The organism is Flagellimonas marina, from assembly GCF_042651185.1.
GTDB classification, from domain to species: Bacteria; Bacteroidota; Bacteroidia; order Flavobacteriales; family Flavobacteriaceae; genus Flagellimonas; species Flagellimonas marina.
Window position 1 is genome coordinate 506,831 of sequence record NZ_JBHSCL010000009.1, and the last position, 20,912, is coordinate 527,742.

General features: G+C 37.4%; 22 protein-coding genes. 3 read left to right on the forward strand and 19 right to left on the reverse strand.

Going from position 1 to position 20,912, the window contains the following annotated elements; translation table 11 throughout:
- Positions 1–10 precede the first annotated feature (10 nt).
- Positions 11–1,099 (forward strand): arsenosugar biosynthesis radical SAM (seleno)protein ArsS, encoded by a 1,089-nt coding sequence (gene arsS / locus ACFOWS_RS16140; RefSeq protein ID WP_379766772.1) that lies wholly within the window; start codon positions 11–13, stop codon positions 1,097–1,099.
- Positions 1,100–1,248: 149 nt separating this feature from the next.
- On the opposite strand, the gene ACFOWS_RS16145 is transcribed toward arsS, so the two are convergent.
- Positions 1,249–1,935 (reverse strand): hypothetical protein, encoded by a 687-nt coding sequence (locus ACFOWS_RS16145; RefSeq protein ID WP_366585991.1) that lies wholly within the window; start codon positions 1,933–1,935, stop codon positions 1,249–1,251.
- Positions 1,936–2,252: 317 nt separating this feature from the next.
- Here ACFOWS_RS16145 and ACFOWS_RS16150 point away from each other — a divergent pair, with 317 nt between their 5' ends.
- Positions 2,253–2,870: a TetR/AcrR family transcriptional regulator gene (locus ACFOWS_RS16150; RefSeq protein ID WP_379766776.1), complete on the forward strand. Its 618-nt coding sequence runs from the start codon at positions 2,253–2,255 to the stop codon at positions 2,868–2,870.
- On the opposite strand, the gene ACFOWS_RS16155 is transcribed toward ACFOWS_RS16150, so the two are convergent.
- From ACFOWS_RS16155 to ACFOWS_RS16165, 3 genes are read right to left on the reverse strand one after another with little or no spacing between them, the layout of a single operon-like run.
- Entirely contained in the window at positions 2,867–3,937 is a 1,071-nt protein-coding gene (locus ACFOWS_RS16155) for a glycosyltransferase family 9 protein (RefSeq protein WP_379766779.1), read from the reverse strand. The genes ACFOWS_RS16150 and ACFOWS_RS16155 overlap by 4 nt on opposite strands.
- Positions 3,900–4,505 (reverse strand): DUF4254 domain-containing protein, encoded by a 606-nt coding sequence (locus ACFOWS_RS16160; RefSeq protein ID WP_379766782.1) that lies wholly within the window; start codon positions 4,503–4,505, stop codon positions 3,900–3,902. Before ACFOWS_RS16160 ends, ACFOWS_RS16155 begins: the two co-directional genes overlap by 38 nt.
- A gap of 36 nt (positions 4,506–4,541) precedes the next feature.
- The gene (locus ACFOWS_RS16165; protein ID WP_379766785.1) at positions 4,542–5,474 is read right to left on the reverse strand and encodes a DUF6427 family protein; all 933 of its coding nucleotides are present in this window, start codon (positions 5,472–5,474) and stop codon (positions 4,542–4,544) included.
- Positions 5,475–5,513: 39 nt separating this feature from the next.
- On the opposite strand from ACFOWS_RS16165, the gene ACFOWS_RS16170 reads away from it, so the two are divergent.
- Positions 5,514–5,735 (forward strand): DUF6341 family protein, encoded by a 222-nt coding sequence (locus tag ACFOWS_RS16170; protein WP_366585981.1) that lies wholly within the window; start codon positions 5,514–5,516, stop codon positions 5,733–5,735.
- Here the strand turns inward: ACFOWS_RS16170 and purD are convergent.
- The 15 genes from purD to ACFOWS_RS16245 all read right to left on the reverse strand — a co-directional run bounded on the left by purD (position 5,730) and on the right by ACFOWS_RS16245 (position 20,907).
- Positions 5,730–7,001, reverse strand: a complete 1,272-nt coding sequence (gene purD / locus ACFOWS_RS16175; protein WP_379766789.1) for a phosphoribosylamine--glycine ligase — start codon at positions 6,999–7,001, stop codon at positions 5,730–5,732. The genes ACFOWS_RS16170 and purD overlap by 6 nt on opposite strands.
- Positions 7,002–7,196: 195 nt before the next feature.
- Positions 7,197–8,183: a UDP-glucuronic acid decarboxylase family protein gene (locus ACFOWS_RS16180; protein ID WP_379766792.1), complete on the reverse strand. Its 987-nt coding sequence runs from the start codon at positions 8,181–8,183 to the stop codon at positions 7,197–7,199.
- A 93-nt stretch (positions 8,184–8,276) separates the two neighbouring features.
- Entirely contained in the window at positions 8,277–9,626 is a 1,350-nt protein-coding gene (locus ACFOWS_RS16185; protein WP_379766795.1) for an exopolysaccharide biosynthesis polyprenyl glycosylphosphotransferase, read from the reverse strand.
- A 204-nt stretch (positions 9,627–9,830) separates the two neighbouring features.
- Complete coding sequence (locus ACFOWS_RS16190) at positions 9,831–10,517, reverse strand: WecB/TagA/CpsF family glycosyltransferase (RefSeq protein WP_379766798.1); 687 nt, start codon at positions 10,515–10,517, stop codon at positions 9,831–9,833.
- Positions 10,514–11,419: a hypothetical protein gene (locus ACFOWS_RS16195; RefSeq protein WP_379766801.1), complete on the reverse strand. Its 906-nt coding sequence runs from the start codon at positions 11,417–11,419 to the stop codon at positions 10,514–10,516. The genes ACFOWS_RS16190 and ACFOWS_RS16195 overlap by 4 nt, the downstream gene beginning before the upstream one ends.
- Positions 11,416–12,639 carry an O-antigen ligase family protein gene (locus tag ACFOWS_RS16200; protein ID WP_379766804.1) on the reverse strand — a complete coding sequence of 408 codons (1,224 nt, stop codon included), beginning with the start codon at positions 12,637–12,639 and terminating at the stop codon, positions 11,416–11,418. Before ACFOWS_RS16200 ends, ACFOWS_RS16195 begins: the two co-directional genes overlap by 4 nt.
- Positions 12,640–12,667: 28 nt before the next feature.
- The gene (locus ACFOWS_RS16205) at positions 12,668–13,651 is read right to left on the reverse strand and encodes an O-antigen ligase family protein (RefSeq protein ID WP_379766807.1); all 984 of its coding nucleotides are present in this window, start codon (positions 13,649–13,651) and stop codon (positions 12,668–12,670) included.
- Between the two features lie 139 nt (positions 13,652–13,790).
- Entirely contained in the window at positions 13,791–14,819 is a 1,029-nt protein-coding gene (locus tag ACFOWS_RS16210; RefSeq protein ID WP_379766810.1) for a glycosyltransferase family 52, read from the reverse strand.
- Positions 14,810–16,066, reverse strand: a complete 1,257-nt coding sequence (locus ACFOWS_RS16215; protein WP_379766813.1) for a lipopolysaccharide biosynthesis protein — start codon at positions 16,064–16,066, stop codon at positions 14,810–14,812. Before ACFOWS_RS16215 ends, ACFOWS_RS16210 begins: the two co-directional genes overlap by 10 nt.
- Positions 16,048–17,064, reverse strand: coding sequence for a pseudaminic acid synthase (gene pseI, locus ACFOWS_RS16220; RefSeq protein WP_379766816.1), 1,017 nt, complete (start codon positions 17,062–17,064; stop codon positions 16,048–16,050). Before pseI ends, ACFOWS_RS16215 begins: the two co-directional genes overlap by 19 nt.
- Complete coding sequence (locus ACFOWS_RS16225; protein ID WP_379766819.1) at positions 17,061–18,071, reverse strand: hypothetical protein; 1,011 nt, start codon at positions 18,069–18,071, stop codon at positions 17,061–17,063. Before ACFOWS_RS16225 ends, pseI begins: the two co-directional genes overlap by 4 nt.
- A 6-nt stretch (positions 18,072–18,077) precedes the next feature.
- On the reverse strand, positions 18,078–18,734 hold the full coding sequence (locus ACFOWS_RS16230) for an acetyltransferase (RefSeq protein WP_379766822.1): 657 nt from the start codon (positions 18,732–18,734) through the stop codon (positions 18,078–18,080).
- A complete protein-coding gene (locus tag ACFOWS_RS16235; protein ID WP_379766825.1) occupies positions 18,731–19,618 on the reverse strand; it encodes an HpcH/HpaI aldolase/citrate lyase family protein in 888 nt (295 codons plus the stop codon). Before ACFOWS_RS16235 ends, ACFOWS_RS16230 begins: the two co-directional genes overlap by 4 nt.
- A 10-nt stretch (positions 19,619–19,628) precedes the next feature.
- Positions 19,629–20,105 carry a MaoC family dehydratase gene (locus ACFOWS_RS16240; RefSeq protein WP_379766828.1) on the reverse strand — a complete coding sequence of 159 codons (477 nt, stop codon included), beginning with the start codon at positions 20,103–20,105 and terminating at the stop codon, positions 19,629–19,631.
- Positions 20,089–20,907: an HpcH/HpaI aldolase/citrate lyase family protein gene (locus ACFOWS_RS16245; RefSeq protein WP_379766831.1), complete on the reverse strand. Its 819-nt coding sequence runs from the start codon at positions 20,905–20,907 to the stop codon at positions 20,089–20,091. Before ACFOWS_RS16245 ends, ACFOWS_RS16240 begins: the two co-directional genes overlap by 17 nt.
- Positions 20,908–20,912 lie beyond the last annotated feature (5 nt).

The following is a 20,912-nucleotide window of genomic DNA, read 5'->3' on the forward strand; positions in this document are numbered from 1 at the left end:
GAAGCTAAAAATGGGACAAAGCATATTATCAGATATTAAAAACACGGCCAAAAAATCGTTGAAGGCCCGGGAAAATGAACTGGCCCAAACCAACAGGCAGTTGGACATCTTGAGTGGTGGGTTGTTTTCCGATGGTGAGTTGCCTTATTTCAAGGATAAGATTGCCCAAACGGGACAATTTCCGCTAAAACCCAAAACGCTGGAAATTCTTCAAATCAATGTAGGGTATATGTGCAACCAAGTCTGCGAGCACTGTCACGTGGATGCGGGTCCGGACCGAAAGGAAATCATGACCCGCGAAACCATGGAGCAGTGTTTGGAGGTTATCCGAAATACCGGAGCCCACACCTTGGACCTAACAGGCGGCGCTCCAGAAATGAATCCCAATTTTCGATGGTTCGTGGAAGAGGCGGCCAAGGCTGGGATTCAGGATTTTATTGTGCGCTCTAACTTGACCATCATCCGTGCCAACAAAAAATACCACGACTTGCCCGAGTTCTTTAAAAAGCATAATGTGCATGTGGTTTCGTCCATGCCGCACTACACCCGGGGCAAAACAGACAAACAACGTGGCGATGGGGTTTTTGACAAATCCATACGTGCGCTGCAGGATTTAAATGCGGTGGGGTACGGTATGCCTGATAGCAGCTTACGGTTGGATTTGGTCTATAATCCCTCCGGGGCCTTTTTGCCGGGCGACCAAGCGGCCATGGAGCGTGACTTTAAAAAAGCGTTGAAGGAAGATTTCAACATTGACTTCCATAATTTGTTTGCGATTACCAACTTGCCCATTTCCCGCTTTTTGGACTATTTGATCGCTTCGGATAATTATGAGGATTATATGTATGCGTTGGTGGAAGCCTATAACCCCGCTGCGGTGGAAAATGTGATGTGCACGAATACCATTTCAGTAAGCTGGGATGGTTGGCTGTACGACTGTGACTTTAACCAGATGCTCGACCTAAAGGTCTCCAGCAAGGTAAAACACATTAAGGACTACAACGAAGACTTGTTGAATGACCGTGAGATTGTGATTTCACAGCACTGTTATGGGTGTACGGCAGGGGCTGGAAGTAGTTGTCAGGGGACGGTGGCTTGATTTTTATAACAACTTTTTGGAGATTTCACTTATCGGACTTGTATAACCGTCAGTTACGGGTTTTCTTAAGTACTGACGCTCTCAATTCCGAGTGGATTCAGCACGCCATGAGCGCAGTCGAAGGGTAGTCGAATCCGCCGTAATTGCGGTTACACATTGTTGGTAAACGTATTTATAAATCTAATATTCTTTTTTTTCAAATTATAAATGTAAGATTTATTAGTATCAGCACATACTACTTCCCATTCTTGGAAATAATCCTTAAAAGAGTTCTTTTTATTTCTATTATAATGGTATGTAATTTCATAAAATTTTCCATTTTCATTTCTTTTTCCTGTCCATAACAACGGTATTCGAATTTCAGATATGGAATTTAAGCCTAAAGATTTAATTTTAAGAATATGAGCTTGGAGCTGTTGAAAAATAGAAGATAGGATTGAAGTAAAATTCTTTCTTAGTCCATAAATTTTTATTGTTACATCGTCAAACTTAATTTTGATTGCAACAATTTCCATTTTTTTATAACCTAAAGGAGTCTTGTTCAATTTTTGTAGAGAAGAAAAGAAAGGTTTTAAAAAAGTATTCTTAGAGAACTTTTTAAAAAAGTCCCAAAACAATCCACTTGATATAGCACCGGCAATAAATTGAAAAATTGGACTTGTAACTACTATTTCTATCCAAACTTCAAAACCATGTATCCCAGTATGAACATATTGCCTTTCTTCAAATTCAAAATTGTAATTTTTAGGCAACTGTTCATTAATCCGTTCAAAGTCAGAAGATTTCCAAGTGGTATTATAGTGTAATCTGATATTTACGTCCTTCTCTTGGCTCATATGTTCACCAACTCCTAGGAAAATGAATCCATTTTTAATGATTTATATCCAACGATATCTGCCTACCGGCAGATAGGAGTGAAGTTAGCGTTTTTCGGCTTAAAAACCATTTGCAATTTACGCGCTACCCACTCCACTTAACGAGTTAAGATTGTCATTCAACCGACCCATAAGTCGGTTTGCTTTTTTGGATTTGAACAATTCATCATCTTTTGAACACTTCACCGATTTTTCCTACAGATACGTCTTGAATTCTTTGGGTTGGTCCACTTGTGTAGAATCTTTGTTACCGACTTAACAGTCTAAACCCAAATCTTATGGAAATGACCCTTAAACGAAGGGAGACCATGCACCGCTTGTGTGGAAAAGGTCTCGAAATCTTCAACGAAAAAGGCTACTACAACACCAGTTTGGATGATATCCTCAACGAGTTGTCCCTATCCAAAGGTGCCTTTTACCATCACTTTAAATCCAAGGAAGACTACTTTATCAATATTGTGCAGAACCTTATTGTGCAGAAAGTCTACGCGCTTTTAATAGAGCCGTTGGATACGGATGAAAATCCATTACCCGTAATTGTGGAAAGTTTGGAAAATGCGTTGGAGCCGGGCAAGAAAAATGAAATGGCCTATGGCTTTATGCTCAATGATTTCTTGACTGAATTCAATAAGCGCAACGAAGAAATCTCGGGCTATCTAAAAAATATTATCAGTGTTTGGGAGGTCAACCTCGTTGCTGTGCTGAAACGGGGCAAAGTGGATGGCCATATTGCCCGCCATGTGGATTGTGAGGGTGCGGCTACCTATATCATCGCCTCGTATTTGGGTATGCGCTCCTTGATGACAGAAAGCTCTAACCGCCAATTAAAATACCAATACATTCAACAGTTAAAGCAATACTTTAGGTCCATTTCGGCCAACCAAGTACTGGCCTAGCCTTCCAAAATTTCTATAAGCTTTTTCACAATTTCTTGGGGTTGAATGGTCTCCATGATGGAGTCATACCCCGGAGGGACTTTATTCCCATAAATTGAGGTAGGAATCTGCGGATATTTCTCCCGATTAGCCAGCAACGCATTTTCCATGGGTTGATGGAAGGGGTAAAACCCGGCAAAAGGATGCGTAACGCCCCAAAGTGTAACCACCGGAATCCCAAAATTGGCCGCTAGGTGGGCATTGCCACTGTCCATGGACAACATTACATCCAAATTAGAAATCAGTTGCAGTTCTTCGGACAGGTTTAGTTTTCCCGCCATGCACAGGGTATTTTTATACGTCTTGGCAAGATGCTCCAAGGCTTCTACCTCCTTGGCCCCACCCCCAAACAGCAATATTTTATACTTTTCGGTATTATTGAGTTGTTCCACCACGGCTTTCATCAAGGAAAATGGATACATTTTGCCTCCGTGGGCCGCAAAAGGGGCAATGCCCACCCATTTTTTGGTGTCTTGGTGCACCAACTTCAATAATTTTTCGGAAAGCTGCTGGCGCTCCAATAGTTGTGGGTGATTCAAATCTAGGGGAAAACCCAATTGGGCAAAAACATCAGCATATCGCTGGTGGGTGGTCTTCAATTGTTGAAAAATCTTGTTCTTGGAGCGCGTGAGGGCTTTCTTTTCTTTACGCCCTTTATCAATCTGGATAAACGGAATTCTATCCAATGCGAAATATTTTTTCAGCACTCTGCTGCGCAGCACATTATGCAAATCGGCCACGGCATCAAATTTTATCGGTTTTAGCTCATGGTACAAACGCCATAATCCCATAAGGCCCTTATGTCTTTTCTTGACATCGGCCTCCATCACTTCCACCCTTTCCATTCCGTGGAAAATGGGCATAAAGTTTTTCTTGGTGAGAACCGTAAGCTGAACATTTGGATAGTTCTTTAGCAACGTGCCAATTACGGGAACGGTCATGGCCACATCGCCCATTGCGGATAGGCGAATGACAAGAAGGTGGGTGATTTTACCCTTTTTGTCCACGGAGCACGGGATTGAGTTCATCGTCGTTGTACATTTTCATCTGCTTGTAGACTTTCATGTACTTGTTCCCAGCTTCAATATCGGCCAGCAATTGGTCTATGGCAGTAGAAAGGTCCTTCTTTTGCTCCAAAAGAACCGCCAGCTTATCACTACATTTTTTAATATGCTCCGGTGAAGCATCTGTGCGGTTCACTTCTTCTCGCATATGATATATTTTCAGGGCCAAAATGGAGAGTCGGTCTATGGCCCATGCCGGACTTTCCGTGTTGATGGTGGCATCCCCCTTTACCTCTACTGATTTGTACTTATCCAAAAAATAGTTGTCAATATACTCCACCAAATCTGTCCGGTCCTGATTGCTGGCATCGATTTTTCGTTTTAGGTCCAATGCGGCTTCCGGGTTAATCTCTGGGTCCCGAATAATATCCTCATAGTGCCATTGAACCGTATCAATCCAATTCTTTCGGTAAAGCAGGTGTTCCACCTTATCCTTTGGATAGGGATTCACAAAATCTTGGTACACATCATCTTTAATATGATAGGTCTCGATACTTTTTTGAAATATGTTGAAGGCAAATTCGCTGAACATTGCAATACATTTTGGGCAAAGATATTGCTTTATGACTTATCGACTTACCTGTATGATAAAAAGCAATAAGGGCAAGGCAATGCAAATATCCAAAACCAATTCTCTAAGTTTGGTTTTTTTAATGCCTTCGGCATAGTTGGCCAAAAAAACCGCAGCCGGGAAAAACGTGATCAAAAGCGGAGAAGAACCCGCAGGGGTCAACAGACCAATGACAACGCCCAAATTGAAAATGGCAAAAACGATTCTAAGCACAATCAACTTTCCGCCGCCTATTTTTCGAACCCTTACAAAAACAACCGTCATCAACAGCAACATCAGCAAAATATAGATTATGGCCTTTATGTTGATGACCTCACCCAAGGATTTTGTTCCCAGCAATCCGATTGAAAATTGATAATGCTCTTTAAAAAAATCGGCATACCCATTTACGCGGATGACGGCAAATGTGATGATGAAGACGGTTGCGACACCCAAAAAGGGCACTAACCAATTCTTAAATGTCTTTCTATCGTACACATTGATCACCGCAAATACCAGTACTAAAAAAACAAGGGACCAATCGTAAAAAAGACTGGCGATGGCAATCAAAAAAGAGGCATCAAAAATCTTATGTTTTACAAAACGGTTGGACCTAACGGCCAACAAGCGCCAAAAAGCCAAAAGCAGGAAAAAATTAGTGAAGATGACATTTTTGTTGAACAGGGTTTCGGAAAAGGTCACCAATAACAGTACAAAAAACAGCATGGCGTACGAGTTGAAGTCGGTTACCTTCTCTGTTCGCACCATTTGGTTGATAATGAACAACGCCAACACCAAGACGGCAAAAGCTAATATTTCAAGTGGTAGTATTGGATCAACCATTTCCGCTCCAAAGCCAAAGAAAGCGTTGAGCGAATAAAAAAGAAATAGGAAAATCGCAAGGACAATATAATTTATGGGTTTTGTTTTTCCGAAAAAGCTTGAAATCATCCTATCTTTTGCTACTTTTGCAAAGTAAATATAGCCAAGATGAGCAAGTTTTTTTACGGTATAGAAGACTTATTTGTAAACTACCTTTTTGCCCCCTACGATTTTTTCCGTTTTATGGAAAGTTGGTGGGCTGCCAACACCCTTAATTGGATATTCTTTGTCATTGGTATGATTGCCATGGTCTACTGGATGAAGCAATTAAAGATTTTTAATGACAATGGAGAAGAGGACAAGAGTATCAGCTCCCACTCTTATCTATAGATCGAAGCCTAAATCTTTTCTGTAGTACATGCCATCAAAATGGAGTTTTTCCATATTTTGATAGGATTTCTGTAAGGCTTCCCTAAAGTCTTTTCCGAAGGAAGTAACTGCGATTACCCGACCTCCGTTGGTCACCACTTTTCCGTCCGAAAGTTTTGTTCCTGCGTGGAATACTAGGGAGTCCTTTATATTTTCGGTTCCCGTAATTTCTTTTCCTTTTTCGTAAGCTTCAGGATATCCGCCAGAAACGGCCATTACGGTTGTGGCTGCACGTTCATCAATCTCTAAATTGATTTTGTCCAGTGTACCATTGGCCATCGCAATGAGCACTTCGACCAAATCACTTTTGAGCCTGGGCATTACCACTTCGGTTTCGGGATCTCCCATACGCACATTGTATTCGATGACCTTGGGCTCTTCACCAACTTTGATCAAACCAATAAAGATAAAGCCCACATAGGGCAGCTTGTCCTTTTTAAGGCCGTCTACGGTAGGTTTTACAATCTGACGCTCTATCTTGTCCAAGAAGGTTGAATCGGCAAATGGAACAGGTGAAATGGCTCCCATTCCCCCCGTATTGAGTCCGGTGTCTCCTTCCCCAATGCGTTTATAATCTTTAGCGGTGGGCAGCACTTTATAGTTGGTACCATCCGTAAGCACAAAACAGCTTAATTCAATCCCATCCAAAAATTCTTCAATGACCACGGTGGCACTGGCATTCCCAAATTTGGAGTCAACGAGCATGGATTTCAATTCTTTCTTGGCCTCTTCCAAATCCTGAAGGATCAGCACTCCTTTTCCAGCAGCAAGTCCATCTGCTTTGAGCACATAGGGTGGATTTAAGGATTCCAAAAAAGCATATCCTTCATTCAAAGTTTCAGCTGTGAAACTTTCATAGGCCGCAGTGGGAATGTTATGCCGCATCATAAACTCCTTGGCAAACTCCTTACTACCCTCCAAGGCGGCGGCAGCTTTTTGTGGACCAATGACGGGGATGTTCTTAAGTTCGGCATCCCTCAGGAAAAAATCGTGCACCCCGTTTACCAAGGGGTCCTCGGGTCCTACAACCACTAAATCGATGGCTTCTTTTAGCGCCAGTTGCTTAATGGCCGAAAAGTCGTTTACCCCCACCTCAACATTGGTGGCTATTTTTGAAGTTCCTGCGTTGCCTGGGGCTACAAAAAGGTTGTTCGTTTTAGGGCTTTCTGAAATTTTAAGGGCGATGGCATGTTCGCGTCCGCCAGAACCCAGGACCAAAATGTTCATGAATCAAAATTTTGGCAAAAATAATGTAATTCAAATTTAATCGGAGTCTTATTTATGAGCGATTTAGGCTTACTTCTGAATACTGCTCTTACAAATTGCTTCAAAGTCACTAGAGCGAGGTAGTATGCCATATATCCAACACTAAATTACCAAGGCCCGACGAACATCGGGCCTTTTATGGTTTTGATAATGAAATTACTTTTTGTTGTGATGGGTAAAGTCCCTATGCTCGGTTTTTTCCAAATCTTCTTTGGACAATCCTTTAAAGAATTCGAAGGTCTTTCGCATACCTTCTTCCCGACCGACTTGCGGTTCCCATCCCAAAATCTCCTTGGCTTTGGTGATATCGGGCTGACGCTGCATGGGGTCATCCTTGGGCAAAGGTTTGTAAACAATTTTTTGATCGGTTCCCGTTAGCTTGATGATTTCTTCCGCGAAATCCTTAATGGTAATCTCATTCGGGTTCCCAATGTTCACGGGCAGGGTATAATCACTCATGAGCAAACGGTAAATTCCCTCTATTTCATCATCCACATAACAGAAAGAGCGTGTCTGTGAACCATCACCAAAAACGGTCAAGTCTTCACCGCGAAGTGCCTGTCCCATAAAAGCTGGGATTACACGACCATCGTTCAGTCGCATTCTGGGACCATAGGTATTGAAGATTCGGACGATGCGAGTATCCAACCCATGAAAACGGTGATATGCCATAGTGATGGATTCCTGAAAACGTTTGGCTTCATCGTACACTCCCCTTGGGCCAATGGTGTTCACATTCCCATAGTATTCTTCCGTTTGCGGATGAACCAATGGGTCTCCATATATTTCCGAGGTGGAGGCAATCATAAAACGAGCTTTCTTTTCCTTGGCAAGTCCCAACAAGTTATGGGTTCCAAGAGCACCTACCTTTAAGGTTTGTATTGGAATCTTAAGGTAGTCGATTGGGCTGGCTGGCGATGCAAAGTGAAGTATGTAATCTAATTTTCCCGGTACATGCACAAAGTTGGTCACATCGTGATTATAGAAAGTAAACCGCTCCAACGGAAACAGGTGTTCTATGTTTTTGAGGTCTCCGGTGATAAGGTTGTCCATGGCGATAACGTCATAGCCCTCTGCAATAAATCGGTCACAAAGATGTGAACCGAGAAAACCTGCTGCACCGGTGATAAGGGTTCTTTTCATTTATTTTTATTGAATACGGTTCTTGCTTTTACAAACATAATCTTTACAAACAAGGGATAAAAGTTTTATCGTCAAGTATTCAATATTCGAGTTTTAATACGCTTTTTCTTCACCTTTCAAGATGTTTATTGCCGTTTGAAATATAATTTTCAAATCCAGCAACATAGACCAGTTCTCTATATAAAAAAAGTCATATCTGGTTCTGTTGACGATATCTTCGTTCCTTTCAATTTCACCTCTATACCCTTTAGCCTGGGCCAAACCCGTTATTCCGGGTTTAACGTAATGCCGGAGCATATACTTTTGAATTGTGGTATTATACTCCTTGTTCTGTCTCCATAAATGAGGCCGCGGTCCCACTACTGACATTTGTCCAAACAATACATTTACAAATTGGGGTAATTCATCAATACTTGTCCTCCTTAAAAAGCCGCCAACCCTTGTTACCCTGGGGTCGTTTCTTGTTGCAGATTTCTCAGTTTCATCGTTAATGGCCATTGTTCTGAATTTATAGCAGCCAAACCCCTCTTCCTTAAACCCCGGCCTATTCTGTTTGAAATAAATCGGCCCTTTAGAGTCCAGTTTTATCAAGATTCCAATTATAGGCATTAACCATGATAGCAAGCAAATAATAATGACAGAAGAAAAAATTAAATCAAAAGCTCTTTTGGAAAACCTATTAAAGGAGTCATCCAATGGAAGTTCCCTTAAAGAAAGTATTGGAAAATATTCATAATAATCCAATTTTAAGTTTTTAGTAAAAATTTCTCTGTTATCCGGTATAAATTTCAGTTTAATCAAGTTGTTGTCAGCATACTGAACATATCTACTTATGTCTGAGTTAGACAACTCTTTTACAGAACAATAAATTTCATCTATTTCCGCCTTTTTGATAAACCTCAGCGACTCTTTCAAATCAAAATTTTTTGATTTTGGTGAGAATTGCTTAATCACATTGTACCCATATTCTCCATGCTTTTCAAACATATTAATTAATTGGTCTGTCATTCCATTCTTTCCAATTACCACAATATCCCTTAAGCTTCCTTTTACCTTTGTCCTGTATTGCATTAACAGGTAGTAATTCAAAAATTTTAACACGAAAATTGAGAAAAACACAGATATAAAAAAGATTCCCAGGTATAGCCTGCTTATATTAGGTTGTTTAAAAAAGCCGATAAAGGCGTACAATATCAAAAAGAAAAAAATGAATTGCCTGAATAACAATTTCAATATGTAAGTGACTTTGGTAAATCTAAAAATCACATAAAATTTGTTTTTAAAGGAAATAATAATCCACATCAAAGTTATATAGCCATGAAAAAGCAATGGAAACCTGAACAAAATTGGAAAGTAGTATACAAGAATGTTAATCGCCAACAAATCTAAAAAGACAGAAATCGGATATATAACACTAGAAAAGTTGTTCTTCTTAAAAAACATTGCTGATTTTTATTTAATGCCGTTGTATTTAAAAGGCACATTCATATTGCAAAATCAAAAGTAATTAAAGAAATCTTCCAAATCACTTTTTATTAACTTGAGCCCTTAGGTTAATTCCTTTTAAAGAAACGTAATGACTGTGTGCCGTAAAGCGTATAGATAAGAAAAATGGGGCTCAAAAAATAATTCAAAGCCCCTTGTTGCCTATCTAAAGTACCTATCAAAAAGTAATAATAATAACCCGATTGGATAATTTATTGAGTACCTTTTAAACAGTTTGGGTTCTTTATAAATCCTATAAGCCCACCTTAAGTGCAACCTGTTAATAATCCTTGGAAAATAATCTTTCCCCTTGTTTGCTGTTTGACTAATAAATGCCCCGCAGCAAAAAGATGATCCCTTATAGCCTTTTTCAAGGGCCTTTACAATAAAGTTTTCTTGTTTTGGGGTTCCCATTCCAACGATTGCACAATCAACTTCTTTAGAAATTAACGCTTTAATCACTTGCTCTTCGATTAGATCAAAGCCATTATAGGTATCAACAATGTTCATTTCAGGATAATTCTCCTTGACAGTCTTTACAAAGGAAGACATGTCGTTTTCTGAGCCCCCTATAAAGACCACTTTTCTGTTCGCCTTTTCGAGATAACCGAAAAATTCGGTAAAATAGGAAGAAAAATCTGGCGCTTTACGCTTATATTTTTTGCCCACAAATATTCTTATAAAAAGCAACAACATAATACCGTCCAAAGTGAAGAAATCAATTTTTTCAGCAATTTTCGGAGTCTTTCGTAAAACCTGATAGTTATAAATATTAACATATGAAACAATTTGAGAACCCCTTTCAAACTGAATATTATCTGTTATTTTTTGAGAAATCTGATTAATCATTCTTGTAGTTTAAATTCATTACTGTAGCGAAGTAATTTATTGGAAAGAACTTCATTAAGGTAAAGTTCTTGTACCCATTTATTTCCGTTATCGTTAAACTCTCCCAATCTTAATTTTTCGAAAGATTCCAATTCTGGGAGTACAACCCTGTAAACGGTGAGGTCTCCTTTTTCCAAGGTAACGCACTTACAATACCTTTTACTGCTAAAAAGTGCAGAGAGGTTGTCAAAATCACTGTTTTCTTTAACTAGATGAACCATTATCTTATTCTTAGTAGCTACTTGATTTTTTGTTATTAGAAACAATTCATTATCTGCCAATAAAACATAAAATCCAAATGAGTTTTTATAAAATGTTCCTTCAAAGAGTCTTTTAGCAAAATAATTTTTAAGACTGTTCAATCCAGTGGTCTTCAAGAATTTTTCTTTGGTAGCATTATTGTTTTTGGTGTTAATTTCCGAAAATCGAATTTGTTTAGCCCATAGGTTTTTGGCTGAACCACTTTCAGTACTTCTGAATTGGCCCGTCCTTACACCAACAAAGCCCTTACTTTCAATCTTTATGGAAATTGTATCAAAATCACCGAGCCCTATTTTTGTTAACTGGGATATTTTTTCCTTCTTTGGAAAGAAATCTTCATTATCAAACGTATTGTCCTTTTTAATCAAGTGTAACATTACTTTGTAACGCAGAAACTCCTTTCTTTCCTTAAAAAAATAATATATCGAGTTTGTGTTGATTAATACATAAGTTTCGTCTCTGACTTTTTCAAAATATCCATTGACAAAGGCTTCGTCAAGTTTAGCCTGAACAACTTGATAGTTTACGCCACCTTTCTTTTCAGAACTTTGGCAAGAAAGAAATAAATATACTAGAACAGCTAAAAAATGGTATTTGCTCATTGCCTTACTTTTGGTTCCCAAAATAGCAGTGGGGGTATGAAAGCATAAAAATATATTCCCATTTGTCTATTCAGTGCAACTTCAACAAAAAGAAGTGCCAATATCAAGGTATAAACCGATAAAAATAACGGCTTTGACCTCAACATAGCCAGTCTAATGCATACCAAAATGGATGCTAAAAAGTAGATTAACCCTAGTATTCCAAATTCATAACATATCTGCAAATAGTTGTTGTGCAGGTTCCAGGTTGAAATCAACTTCATAGCCCTAATGGTTGGCCAATCGTAATTATTCATCAAAATGTCTTTCTCAACCTTCCACTTAAACATATCCTTTTTTGAACCCAGACCAAAGCCGAATAAGGGATTTTCCTGTAATTGTTTAGTAGCCGTTTCCCAAAGCCATATTCTTTGGGTAACTCCATCTTCCCTGCTTGTACCGAGTTCATTTCTTTCCCTGCTTGAAAAAAGTTCATTCAGTCGATTACCATCAAATGCAAAAGCAGAAAAAAAGATGAAACAAAGAGATGTAATGCCAATAAACAGATATGTATAGTGTTTTCTTTTGACGCTTATATAAACGAAGTGCCCCAAGACAAAAACTAATATTAAAATTCCCAGTTTAGATTGTAACAAAAGAATGGAGGTCCCAAAAACAAAATATCCAAAAGCCTTGTAGAAAGGTTTAAATACAATTTTGTTGAGAAATACAAGGGCAGTAATAATATAAATTGAATAGTATAAAGGATGCAGGTCTAAAATCCCTGCAAACTCAAAATATAAAATATGTTGTAAGTCACCGTCTCGTAAAACCCTAAATATACCATAAATAATCGAGATAAGACATGAAACAAACACTCCTGAAATAAAGCAAAGCTTTAATTTAAAATAATTGATTTTTATAGAGGCTTTTGTAAACAAAAGCAAAAACGGAACAAATAAGATTGGTGAGGTCCTTACAATCAACTCTAATGCCCTATTTTGAAAATCTGTAAAAAAAATTCCGACCAAATACATCAAGAAAATAAAGCTGTATGATAGCAGAAATAATAAATCACTCCTTTTAGGCAATTTGATTTTAAGGTAAAACAGGGAGGTGGCTGAAAACAGAAGCAAGGACATGGAAGAAAAAAACGGTGTCAAAGAAAAAGAAAATGCAAACAAATAAATTGCAAAAGCCAACGCATTTTTTTCAAGATGTGGTATTATATTTAATTTCATTATACGCGTTGAAATAGACATCGAAAATTTATTTACTTAACCTAGCGCCACCCATATTTCCATGGTGAAAAGATGATATAATCAAAATGGAGAACAAGTACAAATTGAAAATCATATTTGAATACCAGAGAACAATATAGAGCAAGGCAATCAAAAGCGAAGTTATGTTTTTAAGGGCAAGCCTGTAAAGCAAAACAAAAAAAACTCCTCCACCAACAATGCCCCAATCATTGATCAATCGAATAAAATCATTGTGTGGGAATATGTCCAATCCGATTTCTTCAATAATTAAATTCCTAGAATATTCATTTCCTTTGCCAAACAGCATCTCCCATTTATTTCCAGAAACAAAATTTTCTTCAACAATTTCATAAAGCCTGTATCTAAGACCAAACGACGCATCCCTTGCATCTTTGTAACGCAGTGTAATTAGTTCAGGGTATTTCTCCACAACCAAGCCGTACAAAGAATAAACAAAAAATAATGTCAAGAAGAAAACCATAAAAACACCTCCTTTGTTAAGGGCTTTCTTATTTATAAAGTAGGTCAAAAAAGGGTACCCGATCAAAAAAATCATTACCAATCTTGTTTTTGACAATGCCACGAAAAGAAAAACAAAAAGAAACATTAATATCCTTATCCATCTCTTTTGGTCGGACAACGTGTCAAATAATATAAAAAGGGCTACTAAAAGGCCTGAAAAAGTCGTGGGGGATCCAGTAAATCCAATGTATCTTTCGCCAACTTCCATATAAGCATGGCTAACAAAAAGAAACATTACGGAAAATACAAAGTAAATAACCAAATATCTTCTTACTATTTTGTTTTTAAGAATAAACCCGGATTCTATAGTAGTTAAATACAAAAAAAGAAAGAATGAATATGTTGCAAATAAGATTGGAAAACTATAGCGTACCGAGCTAAAATTCGCTGCTGAAACCAAAATTACTAGCAAGGTGAGCAGAAGGTTAGGTAAATCTTGCCGTGAAACCATCAATTTCTTCTGCTTCATAGCTTTAATAGAAAGAAACACTAGAATTATAAAAAAATATGGAGCAGTAACTCGAAACGGCTCAAGGTCAAAAAAAAAGATTGCTCCTAAAAGAACCGGATAACCCAAAATTGATGACAGTAAAAGTCTATTCCCAAACTTAATCTTCAAAATTCTTCATATTTAGGTTAGCCAGCTTTAAGCACTTGGTTTCCTTTAAAAAAGATATTTTAGGGCTCTTATCAAAAAATATAGTGTATATCTCCTCTTTAGGATACCCTGCCATTAAAATATCAATTACTACTGAGGATGAGAAGTTTATAATTTTCTCAAATTCAAAATAATCAATTCCCTCTCCAATAAATCCCTTATCCAGCAAGGTAACATTGTTATTCCTGATTTCATTGTTAAACAAATCAACATTCTCCCTAGGGTGCGGCTTTATAACGATCTGCTTTTGTGGGAAGGCGTTGATTAAGATTTTAAATATATTCTTTTTTTCATGGTCCTTCATGCCATAGTCCTCACTCGGGAACGAGTAAATAAGAATTTTTTTTGTGGAGGCAGAATAAATTCTTTTCCCTTTTCTGGCAGGGCCAAGAAGCTGTAAATACTCTACACCTTTTCTTTTCTTTGGCAACAGTTTCGGCATTCTTGCATAAACAATCTTAATTCTAGGGTCCAAACCCAAAGTATACACGTAATCTATCCTTTCGCCAAATAGAATTGGCGTAAGCAATTTGTAAGCAATCTTTGTCAGTTGTGTATTAAATGTCCTGCCTGTTTTATAATATCCAATACCCTCTTCCACCGCAATCAAATTCGATATTTTAAGGTTCACTGAGGGTGTGGCCAGCAACATTTGGGAAAAAACATCCTTTTCACTTCCTATGAAAACATTAAGTCCGTTCGTTAATGAGTACTGTGTTTGGTATTCTGATATCTCACCTCGAATTCTTTGAATGGCATGTTTTGCCTCTTTAAAATAGCTCAGGTCCAATCTAAACAATCTTCTTTTGGAGAACTCGAAACCATTTATTCTCTCCGTTTTGCAATTACAATTTTCAAATGAAACATGTTTACTATGAAAGACCAAGGTTGTTTCTAAGTCAAAGAGGTTCTTATCAACAGACCCTATCATGTATTTTTGAAAGGGTGTAAGCACTATTACAATGTTTTCTACCTCCATTGATCCATAAGGTTTTTGCCATATTTTCTCTTGACAAGAAAAAGAACAAAATTTCCTGCCAATAGTGCAAAAGCTGCACCATAAATTCCAAACAAAGGAATTAGAAGGGTATTCAATAAAATATTAAACACACAGGCTAAAAAAGTCGCTTTGAAAATTAGAGTTTCCTTCTCAAAACCCACAATAACAAAATGGTATGAAAAGTTAAGGTTTAAAAACAGAAAAGCTGTAAGTAATATGTAAAATATAGGTATGTTGGGATACAATTCGCTCCGACCTATATATTTTAAGAAAACCGGTATTAAAACAATTGATGAAATCGCATACAAGAGTATGATAAAAAATGTTTTTTTTTGAATATTCTTCATTGCTTTTAATGTAATATCCCTGCTTTTTTCATGTACTCCCTGAATTATATCGGGATAAATGAAAGAAATATACATTGTAAATATGATAACATTAATGAGGTTGGCCAACTGAAAATAGAGTGCATATATCCCCAATTCAGTTTTATCCAGAAAAAAAGCAATTAAATACCGATCGGAATACTCAATAACTTTCAAACAGATTGTTGACATGAACATGGTTAGGCCAACCCCTATTCCTTTTCTAATCCACTTAAAATCAATTTTCTCTTGTACAAAAGACTTAATATTAGGATAAAACGAAATACCCAAAACACACGTTGAAATAGCAAAAAACAACCATAATCTTAATATTTCAGGTATGCTTATTTGGAAACCTTGGATAAAAAAAAGAGCAAAAACTATGATTCCTGCCCAACTACCCGTTCTTAGAAGCAATAATAAATTGGCGAATAGTGGCTTTCTCATCGCTATGTAAGACCTGAACAATTCTTGACCAAGGTGTTCAAAAACTATTAAAAAATAAAGTGTCCAAAACGACCCAACATCAATTACATCAAAATTCTTAGTTGTAAACCAAATAAAAGGAAACAACAGCAAGTACGAAAAAGAGTAAAAAACCAAAGAGTTTTTAAAAAAGAACACATCCCTGTTTTTTTGCTTTATCAACAACCTATTTGCGTATACATAAAAATCGAAGCCAAACAGAATTATCATCAATGCCACAGAAGTACTGACCAGGGTATACTCCCCTTGGAATTCAAGAGATATCTCCTTGGTCAACAAAAATGTCAGCAAAAATCGAGAGCCAAGGCCCAACAATCTGCATGAAACCGTAAGTAACTTGTTATATAAATCTTTATTTAACAAAGCATTACCCATGTTAATGCAGTACCCGCATTGTATGAATTGTTTAGCTTCTTACCTAATACATCACTTAAGTACTTAGGGTGAAGTCCATAACCTGGTCTTACAGAACGAAGGTTTTCCTCTGTGACTATGTCCCCGGCCTTGACATCCTTGGACAGGAACAATGACCTTCTTCTCAACTTATTCCTTTCGGTCAAGGAATAGTCTATCTCTCCCAGGCATTTTTCCGCATCCCTTACGGCACTTACCATTTCCTTGAACTCATCTGGATTCATTGAAAACGCCGAGTCAACACCTCCCAATCCTCTATCCATTATGAAATGTTTTTCAATAACCCTTGCTCCCAATGCAACCGAAACAATGGGAACTGTTGCTCCCATTGTATGATCCGAGAGGCCTACTTTAACATTGAATGTGGTTTTTAGGTTTGGAATGGTCTTTAGATTAGCCATCTCAGGAACAGCAGGATACTCTGAGGTGCATTTTAAAAGGGTAATATCATCGTTCCCCATTTTGCGACAAGTGTTAACAGCAAGTTCTATATCGGCCAGCGATGCCATTCCAGTAGAAATGATAACCGGTTTGTTCTTAGATGCAACGTATTCGATAAGTGGAATGTCGGTAATTTCCGGGGAGGCAATTTTATACAGCTGAACGTCCAAAGTTTCCAAAAAATCAACCCCTGATTTATCAAAAGGTGAAGAAAAAAATATCATCCCCAGTTCTTCCGCCTTTTCTTTCAGGACGGGATGCCAATCATACGGCAAACTGCCCTCAGTAAAAAGTTCATATAACGTTCTTCCTTTCCATAAGCCATCCTTTCTGGGCCCAAAAATATCATTGTTTACATTTAGGGTTAATGAATCTGCTGTGTAGGTCTGAACTTTTATTGCATCCGCACCTGATTTTGCGGCCGCTTCAATGGTCCTGACTGCAAGATCCAAATCATTATTGTGATTTGCGGAAAGTTCAGCGATTATGAACACGCCGTTTTCAGTATCTTTATTCATAATGTTTCTTCAATTATTCTTATTACTCTGCTCACCCCTTTATGGTCAACTATTTCTTTTGCCCTATTTCCTAGTTTTTCTCTAAAGTCCGCATCCAAGAATGTATTTATTGCTTGATTGAGCTGACCTTCATCTATGTCGTCTATTAGCCCAAGGTGGTAAAGTGCACCTGTCCTATTGGCTAGAAAGTCCGAGGCGATCGTGTTCGATTTCTGGTGACCAATACTGATTACTGGCATTCCTATACTCAGCAACTCATAGGTGCTTACTCCAAAAGCAGCTATTACCACATCTGATTCAATTACTTTATCAAAATCAAACTCCTTAAAACTGACATTATTGGGTAAAGAAGGCGGAATACTCCCATGGTGTAAATAATTCACTCCGAAATAAAAAACAAAAATTATTTCTTGCCATCTATCAAAATCCAGCAAATTATATACTGCCCCCAGTACATTTCTGGGGTCACTTCCGCCGCTAATTATACCAACTTCATTGACTTTTAGACCACAATTCTTGCCTAATTGTTTGGCCTCATTCACCCTTTCGTTTAAAATCGAATATTCAAGACCCTGATATACTTTTGTTCCACTCTTAATAAAACCTTCAAAAAAAGAGTCGTTTTGGTGAATTGATGGTAAAATGAAAATGTCTGATAAAAACCTCGATTCGGTTAAATTTTGATAGAAAACAACTTTCGTCCTTGGTTTAACTTTTTTCAATTTTTCCTCACTAAAGGAACATATTGCGTCTACATACAGAAGGTCAAAGTCACCGCCAATACATATTTCAACGGTTTGATCCTCTTCTTTGCCGCTTTTCAGGTTGTAATGTTCAAACTCAAAACTTGGCAATTGACCCCAGAACAAGGATTCTGTGTGAACAAAAGCTACGTAAAAACCCTTACTTCTTAAAGCTTTTGCTAAATGATAACTTCTAAAAAAATGTCCTAGGCCTATCTGTTCTCCAGCATCTACTCTAAAAAGTATCCTCTTGCCTCTTATCATTCTAAATTAATTCACTGTTCCAATTTGTCTGGCCGGATTTCCTACCATTTTAGCATAATCTGGTACATCTTTCAATACTACCGCCCCAATTCCTGTCACCGACCATTTGCCTAATGAAACAAACTCTAATGTAGTTGCATTAGTGCCTAAATAGGCTCCCTCTTTTAAAACCACATCTGCACCAATACATGCATTATTGGCAACGTAACTGTAATCATTCAGTTTTGCTCCATGACCAATTAGAGATTGGGCAAAAATTTGAACATGATTACCTATCTCAGTATTTGGGCCAATTGATACGAAAGGTTGAATACATGTGCCGTATCCTATCTTGCTAAATTTGGAAATAACGGCTGTTGGGTGTACCAGTGTGGCAAATCTCTCTTTAGGAATTTCAAGTTCATGAAGTTTTGAAAGAAACTTAAAATTAAGTTTAACGGAAATCAACGAGTAGAAAAAATATACTTCAGGTTGTTCAATATATTTTTGGACAACGGTTTTGTTTATTTTACCAACAATTGGATAACCGTTAATGGGTTCCGTTTCATTATCATTTAAAAATCCCAAGACTTCCCATGTCTTATCCCTTTTATTGATATCTTCAATTGTTGACAAGGCCACAGTTCCATTACCATATCCTCCAATGATAATAATCTTTTTCATTGCTTTTTACTTTTAATCAACTTATCCTTTTCAAGAATTTTTTTTGCTTTTGCCACAAATGGCGGGCCAATAAATTTGCCATTGATTATAGCGACCCCTACCCCTTCTTTTCTCGCTAGTTGATCTGAAATTAATATCTCTTTGGAATGTTGTACTTCCTCTTTTGATGGGGAATAATATTTATGCACAAGAGGAATCTCAATGGGATTTAAAACCAGCATTCCTTCAAAACCTAATTTAACAGACAATTGAAGGTTTTTTTCTAAATCTTCAAGGTCTTTGACCCTAACATGTACAGTGTCTATTGGAATCACATTTTGTGCCCTGGCCCCCATTGCAATCATTGCCCTTGGGCTAAAAAGACTCAGATGTTCTTGGTCATGTATTCCTTCCAAGTCCGTTATAAAGTCTTCAGAGCCAAAAGCTATGGCCACCACCCTGTTGGAAGATGCACAAATTTCCTGAACATTCATTACCGCCGAGGCCGTTTCAATCAATGCTATAATTTTAAAAGACCCAATGTCATATCCCTTTTCGAACTCTATTGTTTCCAAGAGTTTGTCAAAAAAATATATGTCTTCTCCTCTTTTCGCTTTCGGATACATAAACCCTGCAATACCTGGTATAGTCAATTGACTAACATCCTTTAGTAATTGTCCGCTTTCTCTGTCATTAATTCTAGGAAAAATTATCCGCCCTTTGAACATCCCATTTTTTACATACTCTATAATCTTATTTCTGGCGACTTGTTTATTTGCTACTGGCTGCACCGAGTCTTCAATATCAAGAAGCAATATGTCGGCGTCTACCTTGCTAGCACTTTGCATAAGCTTGTCACTATGGGCGGGAACAAACATTAAGCTCCTCATCAAAACATCTTTCATAAGGTTCTACTTAGGTATTCTTAGGGACTAAAACTTTTCTTTTAAAACTGATAACATTTTGTTTATGTTGATTGTATCCAATTGTTTCAACATGAACTATGCCTCTATCAATTTTAGACTTGGATTCTCTCTTGGCTAGTATTTTGGTTTTCGCATAAAGCGTGTCATTTATAAAAACAGGGGTTAAGTGTTTAATTTCTTCATATTCTAAATTGGCTATCGCCTTTCCACTTATATCAGGAACGGTTATTCCAACAATTAAGCTGAAAACTAATGTGCCTACCACAAGTAGCTGCTTATGCTGCTTCTGTTCCGCATAGTCTATGTTAATGTGTACTGGATGATGATTCATTGTCAGTAAACAGAAAAAATTATTGTCACTTTCAAAAATAGTCTTAGACCCTTCGTGCAAAATCTCTTCGCCTATAATGAAATCCTCAAAGTATCTTCCAAATTTTGTTACAGCCATATTATTTTCTGAATTCATTAATTATTCTTTTGGCAAGTTTTATATGGGGTTTTTCCACAACTTTATCATCTATCAAGATAGGGTCAAATTCATTTTCTCCTCCACGTTTATTTAATTTCTCTTGCACTTTCAATGCCCACGCAAAATCATTGTTGCTATAGAACTTGGTTTTATTAACGATTTCCAATTGATTTGGATGAATTATAAACTTTCCGTCATAGCCCTTATTAAATCCATCCATCAACTCTTCTCTAAAGTTGTCTTCATCCTTAATATTCATTGATGCAATATCAATTGATAAAATGTCATATGCTTTAGAAAAATACAAAATTTGTTGTCTTAAAACCTCTAGGTTTTGCACTGTATGCTTTGCATGTATGGCAGCTATAAAATCATGGCTCCCCAAGGCCAATCCATATATGTGTTCATAATAATTGTAAATCTGTGTAAAGCATTCAATATATAATCGGGGTGTCTCAACAAGCAGAATAACCTCCAGTTTTATTTTTGTTCTTTGCAAACAAGTTGTAAAATCATTAAAGCTTGCCATTTTTGGAAAAACAAAGCGAGTAAAGCCATTTTCAAGTAACCGGTCAAATATTTCAAAATTAAACCTTCCCTTAAGATCTATCAATGGGATTCTGAAAAAGCAATTTCGGATATCCTCCTTGGGATATTTTAGAATTTGCTCCAACAAACCAGCTTTTTCAGAATCTTTAACAGCGTCTTCTAAGTCAATTATAATCTCAGTAACCCCTTTTTCTTTAATTTGGAGCAGCTTGTCTATCCTATTTGCTGGTATAAAGAAAAACGTTTGCATGGCGC

Coding starts and splice junctions, on each gene's coding strand:
- ACFOWS_RS16185 (WP_379766795.1), bottom strand. CDS start 9,626: ATGTTTTTTAAGAAGAACAACTTTTCTAGTGTTATATATCCGATTTCT.
- ACFOWS_RS16205 (WP_379766807.1), bottom strand. CDS start 13,651: ATGAAGCAGAAGAAATTGATGGTTTCACGGCAAGATTTACCTAACCTT.
- ACFOWS_RS16240 (WP_379766828.1), bottom strand. CDS start 20,105: ATGAATTCAGAAAATAATATGGCTGTAACAAAATTTGGAAGATACTTT.
- ACFOWS_RS16230 (WP_379766822.1), bottom strand. CDS start 18,734: ATGAAAAAGATTATTATCATTGGAGGATATGGTAATGGAACTGTGGCC.
- ACFOWS_RS16165 (WP_379766785.1), bottom strand. CDS start 5,474: ATGATTTCAAGCTTTTTCGGAAAAACAAAACCCATAAATTATATTGTC.
- ACFOWS_RS16195 (WP_379766801.1), bottom strand. CDS start 11,419: ATGAGCAAATACCATTTTTTAGCTGTTCTAGTATATTTATTTCTTTCT.
- ACFOWS_RS16235 (WP_379766825.1), bottom strand. CDS start 19,618: ATGAAAGATGTTTTGATGAGGAGCTTAATGTTTGTTCCCGCCCATAGT.
- purD (WP_379766789.1), bottom strand. CDS start 7,001: ATGAACATTTTGGTCCTGGGTTCTGGCGGACGCGAACATGCCATCGCC.
- ACFOWS_RS16215 (WP_379766813.1), bottom strand. CDS start 16,066: ATGGGTAATGCTTTGTTAAATAAAGATTTATATAACAAGTTACTTACG.
- ACFOWS_RS16180 (WP_379766792.1), bottom strand. CDS start 8,183: ATGAAAAGAACCCTTATCACCGGTGCAGCAGGTTTTCTCGGTTCACAT.
- ACFOWS_RS16245 (WP_379766831.1), bottom strand. CDS start 20,907: ATGCAAACGTTTTTCTTTATACCAGCAAATAGGATAGACAAGCTGCTC.
- arsS (WP_379766772.1), top strand. CDS start 11: ATGGGACAAAGCATATTATCAGATATTAAAAACACGGCCAAAAAATCG.
- ACFOWS_RS16170 (WP_366585981.1), top strand. CDS start 5,514: ATGAGCAAGTTTTTTTACGGTATAGAAGACTTATTTGTAAACTACCTT.
- ACFOWS_RS16155 (WP_379766779.1), bottom strand. CDS start 3,937: ATGAACTCAATCCCGTGCTCCGTGGACAAAAAGGGTAAAATCACCCAC.
- ACFOWS_RS16190 (WP_379766798.1), bottom strand. CDS start 10,517: ATGATTAATCAGATTTCTCAAAAAATAACAGATAATATTCAGTTTGAA.
- pseI (WP_379766816.1), bottom strand. CDS start 17,064: ATGAATAAAGATACTGAAAACGGCGTGTTCATAATCGCTGAACTTTCC.
- ACFOWS_RS16150 (WP_379766776.1), top strand. CDS start 2,253: ATGGAAATGACCCTTAAACGAAGGGAGACCATGCACCGCTTGTGTGGA.
- ACFOWS_RS16145 (WP_366585991.1), bottom strand. CDS start 1,935: ATGAGCCAAGAGAAGGACGTAAATATCAGATTACACTATAATACCACT.
- ACFOWS_RS16225 (WP_379766819.1), bottom strand. CDS start 18,071: ATGATAAGAGGCAAGAGGATACTTTTTAGAGTAGATGCTGGAGAACAG.
- ACFOWS_RS16210 (WP_379766810.1), bottom strand. CDS start 14,819: ATGGAGGTAGAAAACATTGTAATAGTGCTTACACCCTTTCAAAAATAC.
- ACFOWS_RS16160 (WP_379766782.1), bottom strand. CDS start 4,505: ATGTTCAGCGAATTTGCCTTCAACATATTTCAAAAAAGTATCGAGACC.
- ACFOWS_RS16200 (WP_379766804.1), bottom strand. CDS start 12,639: ATGAAATTAAATATAATACCACATCTTGAAAAAAATGCGTTGGCTTTT.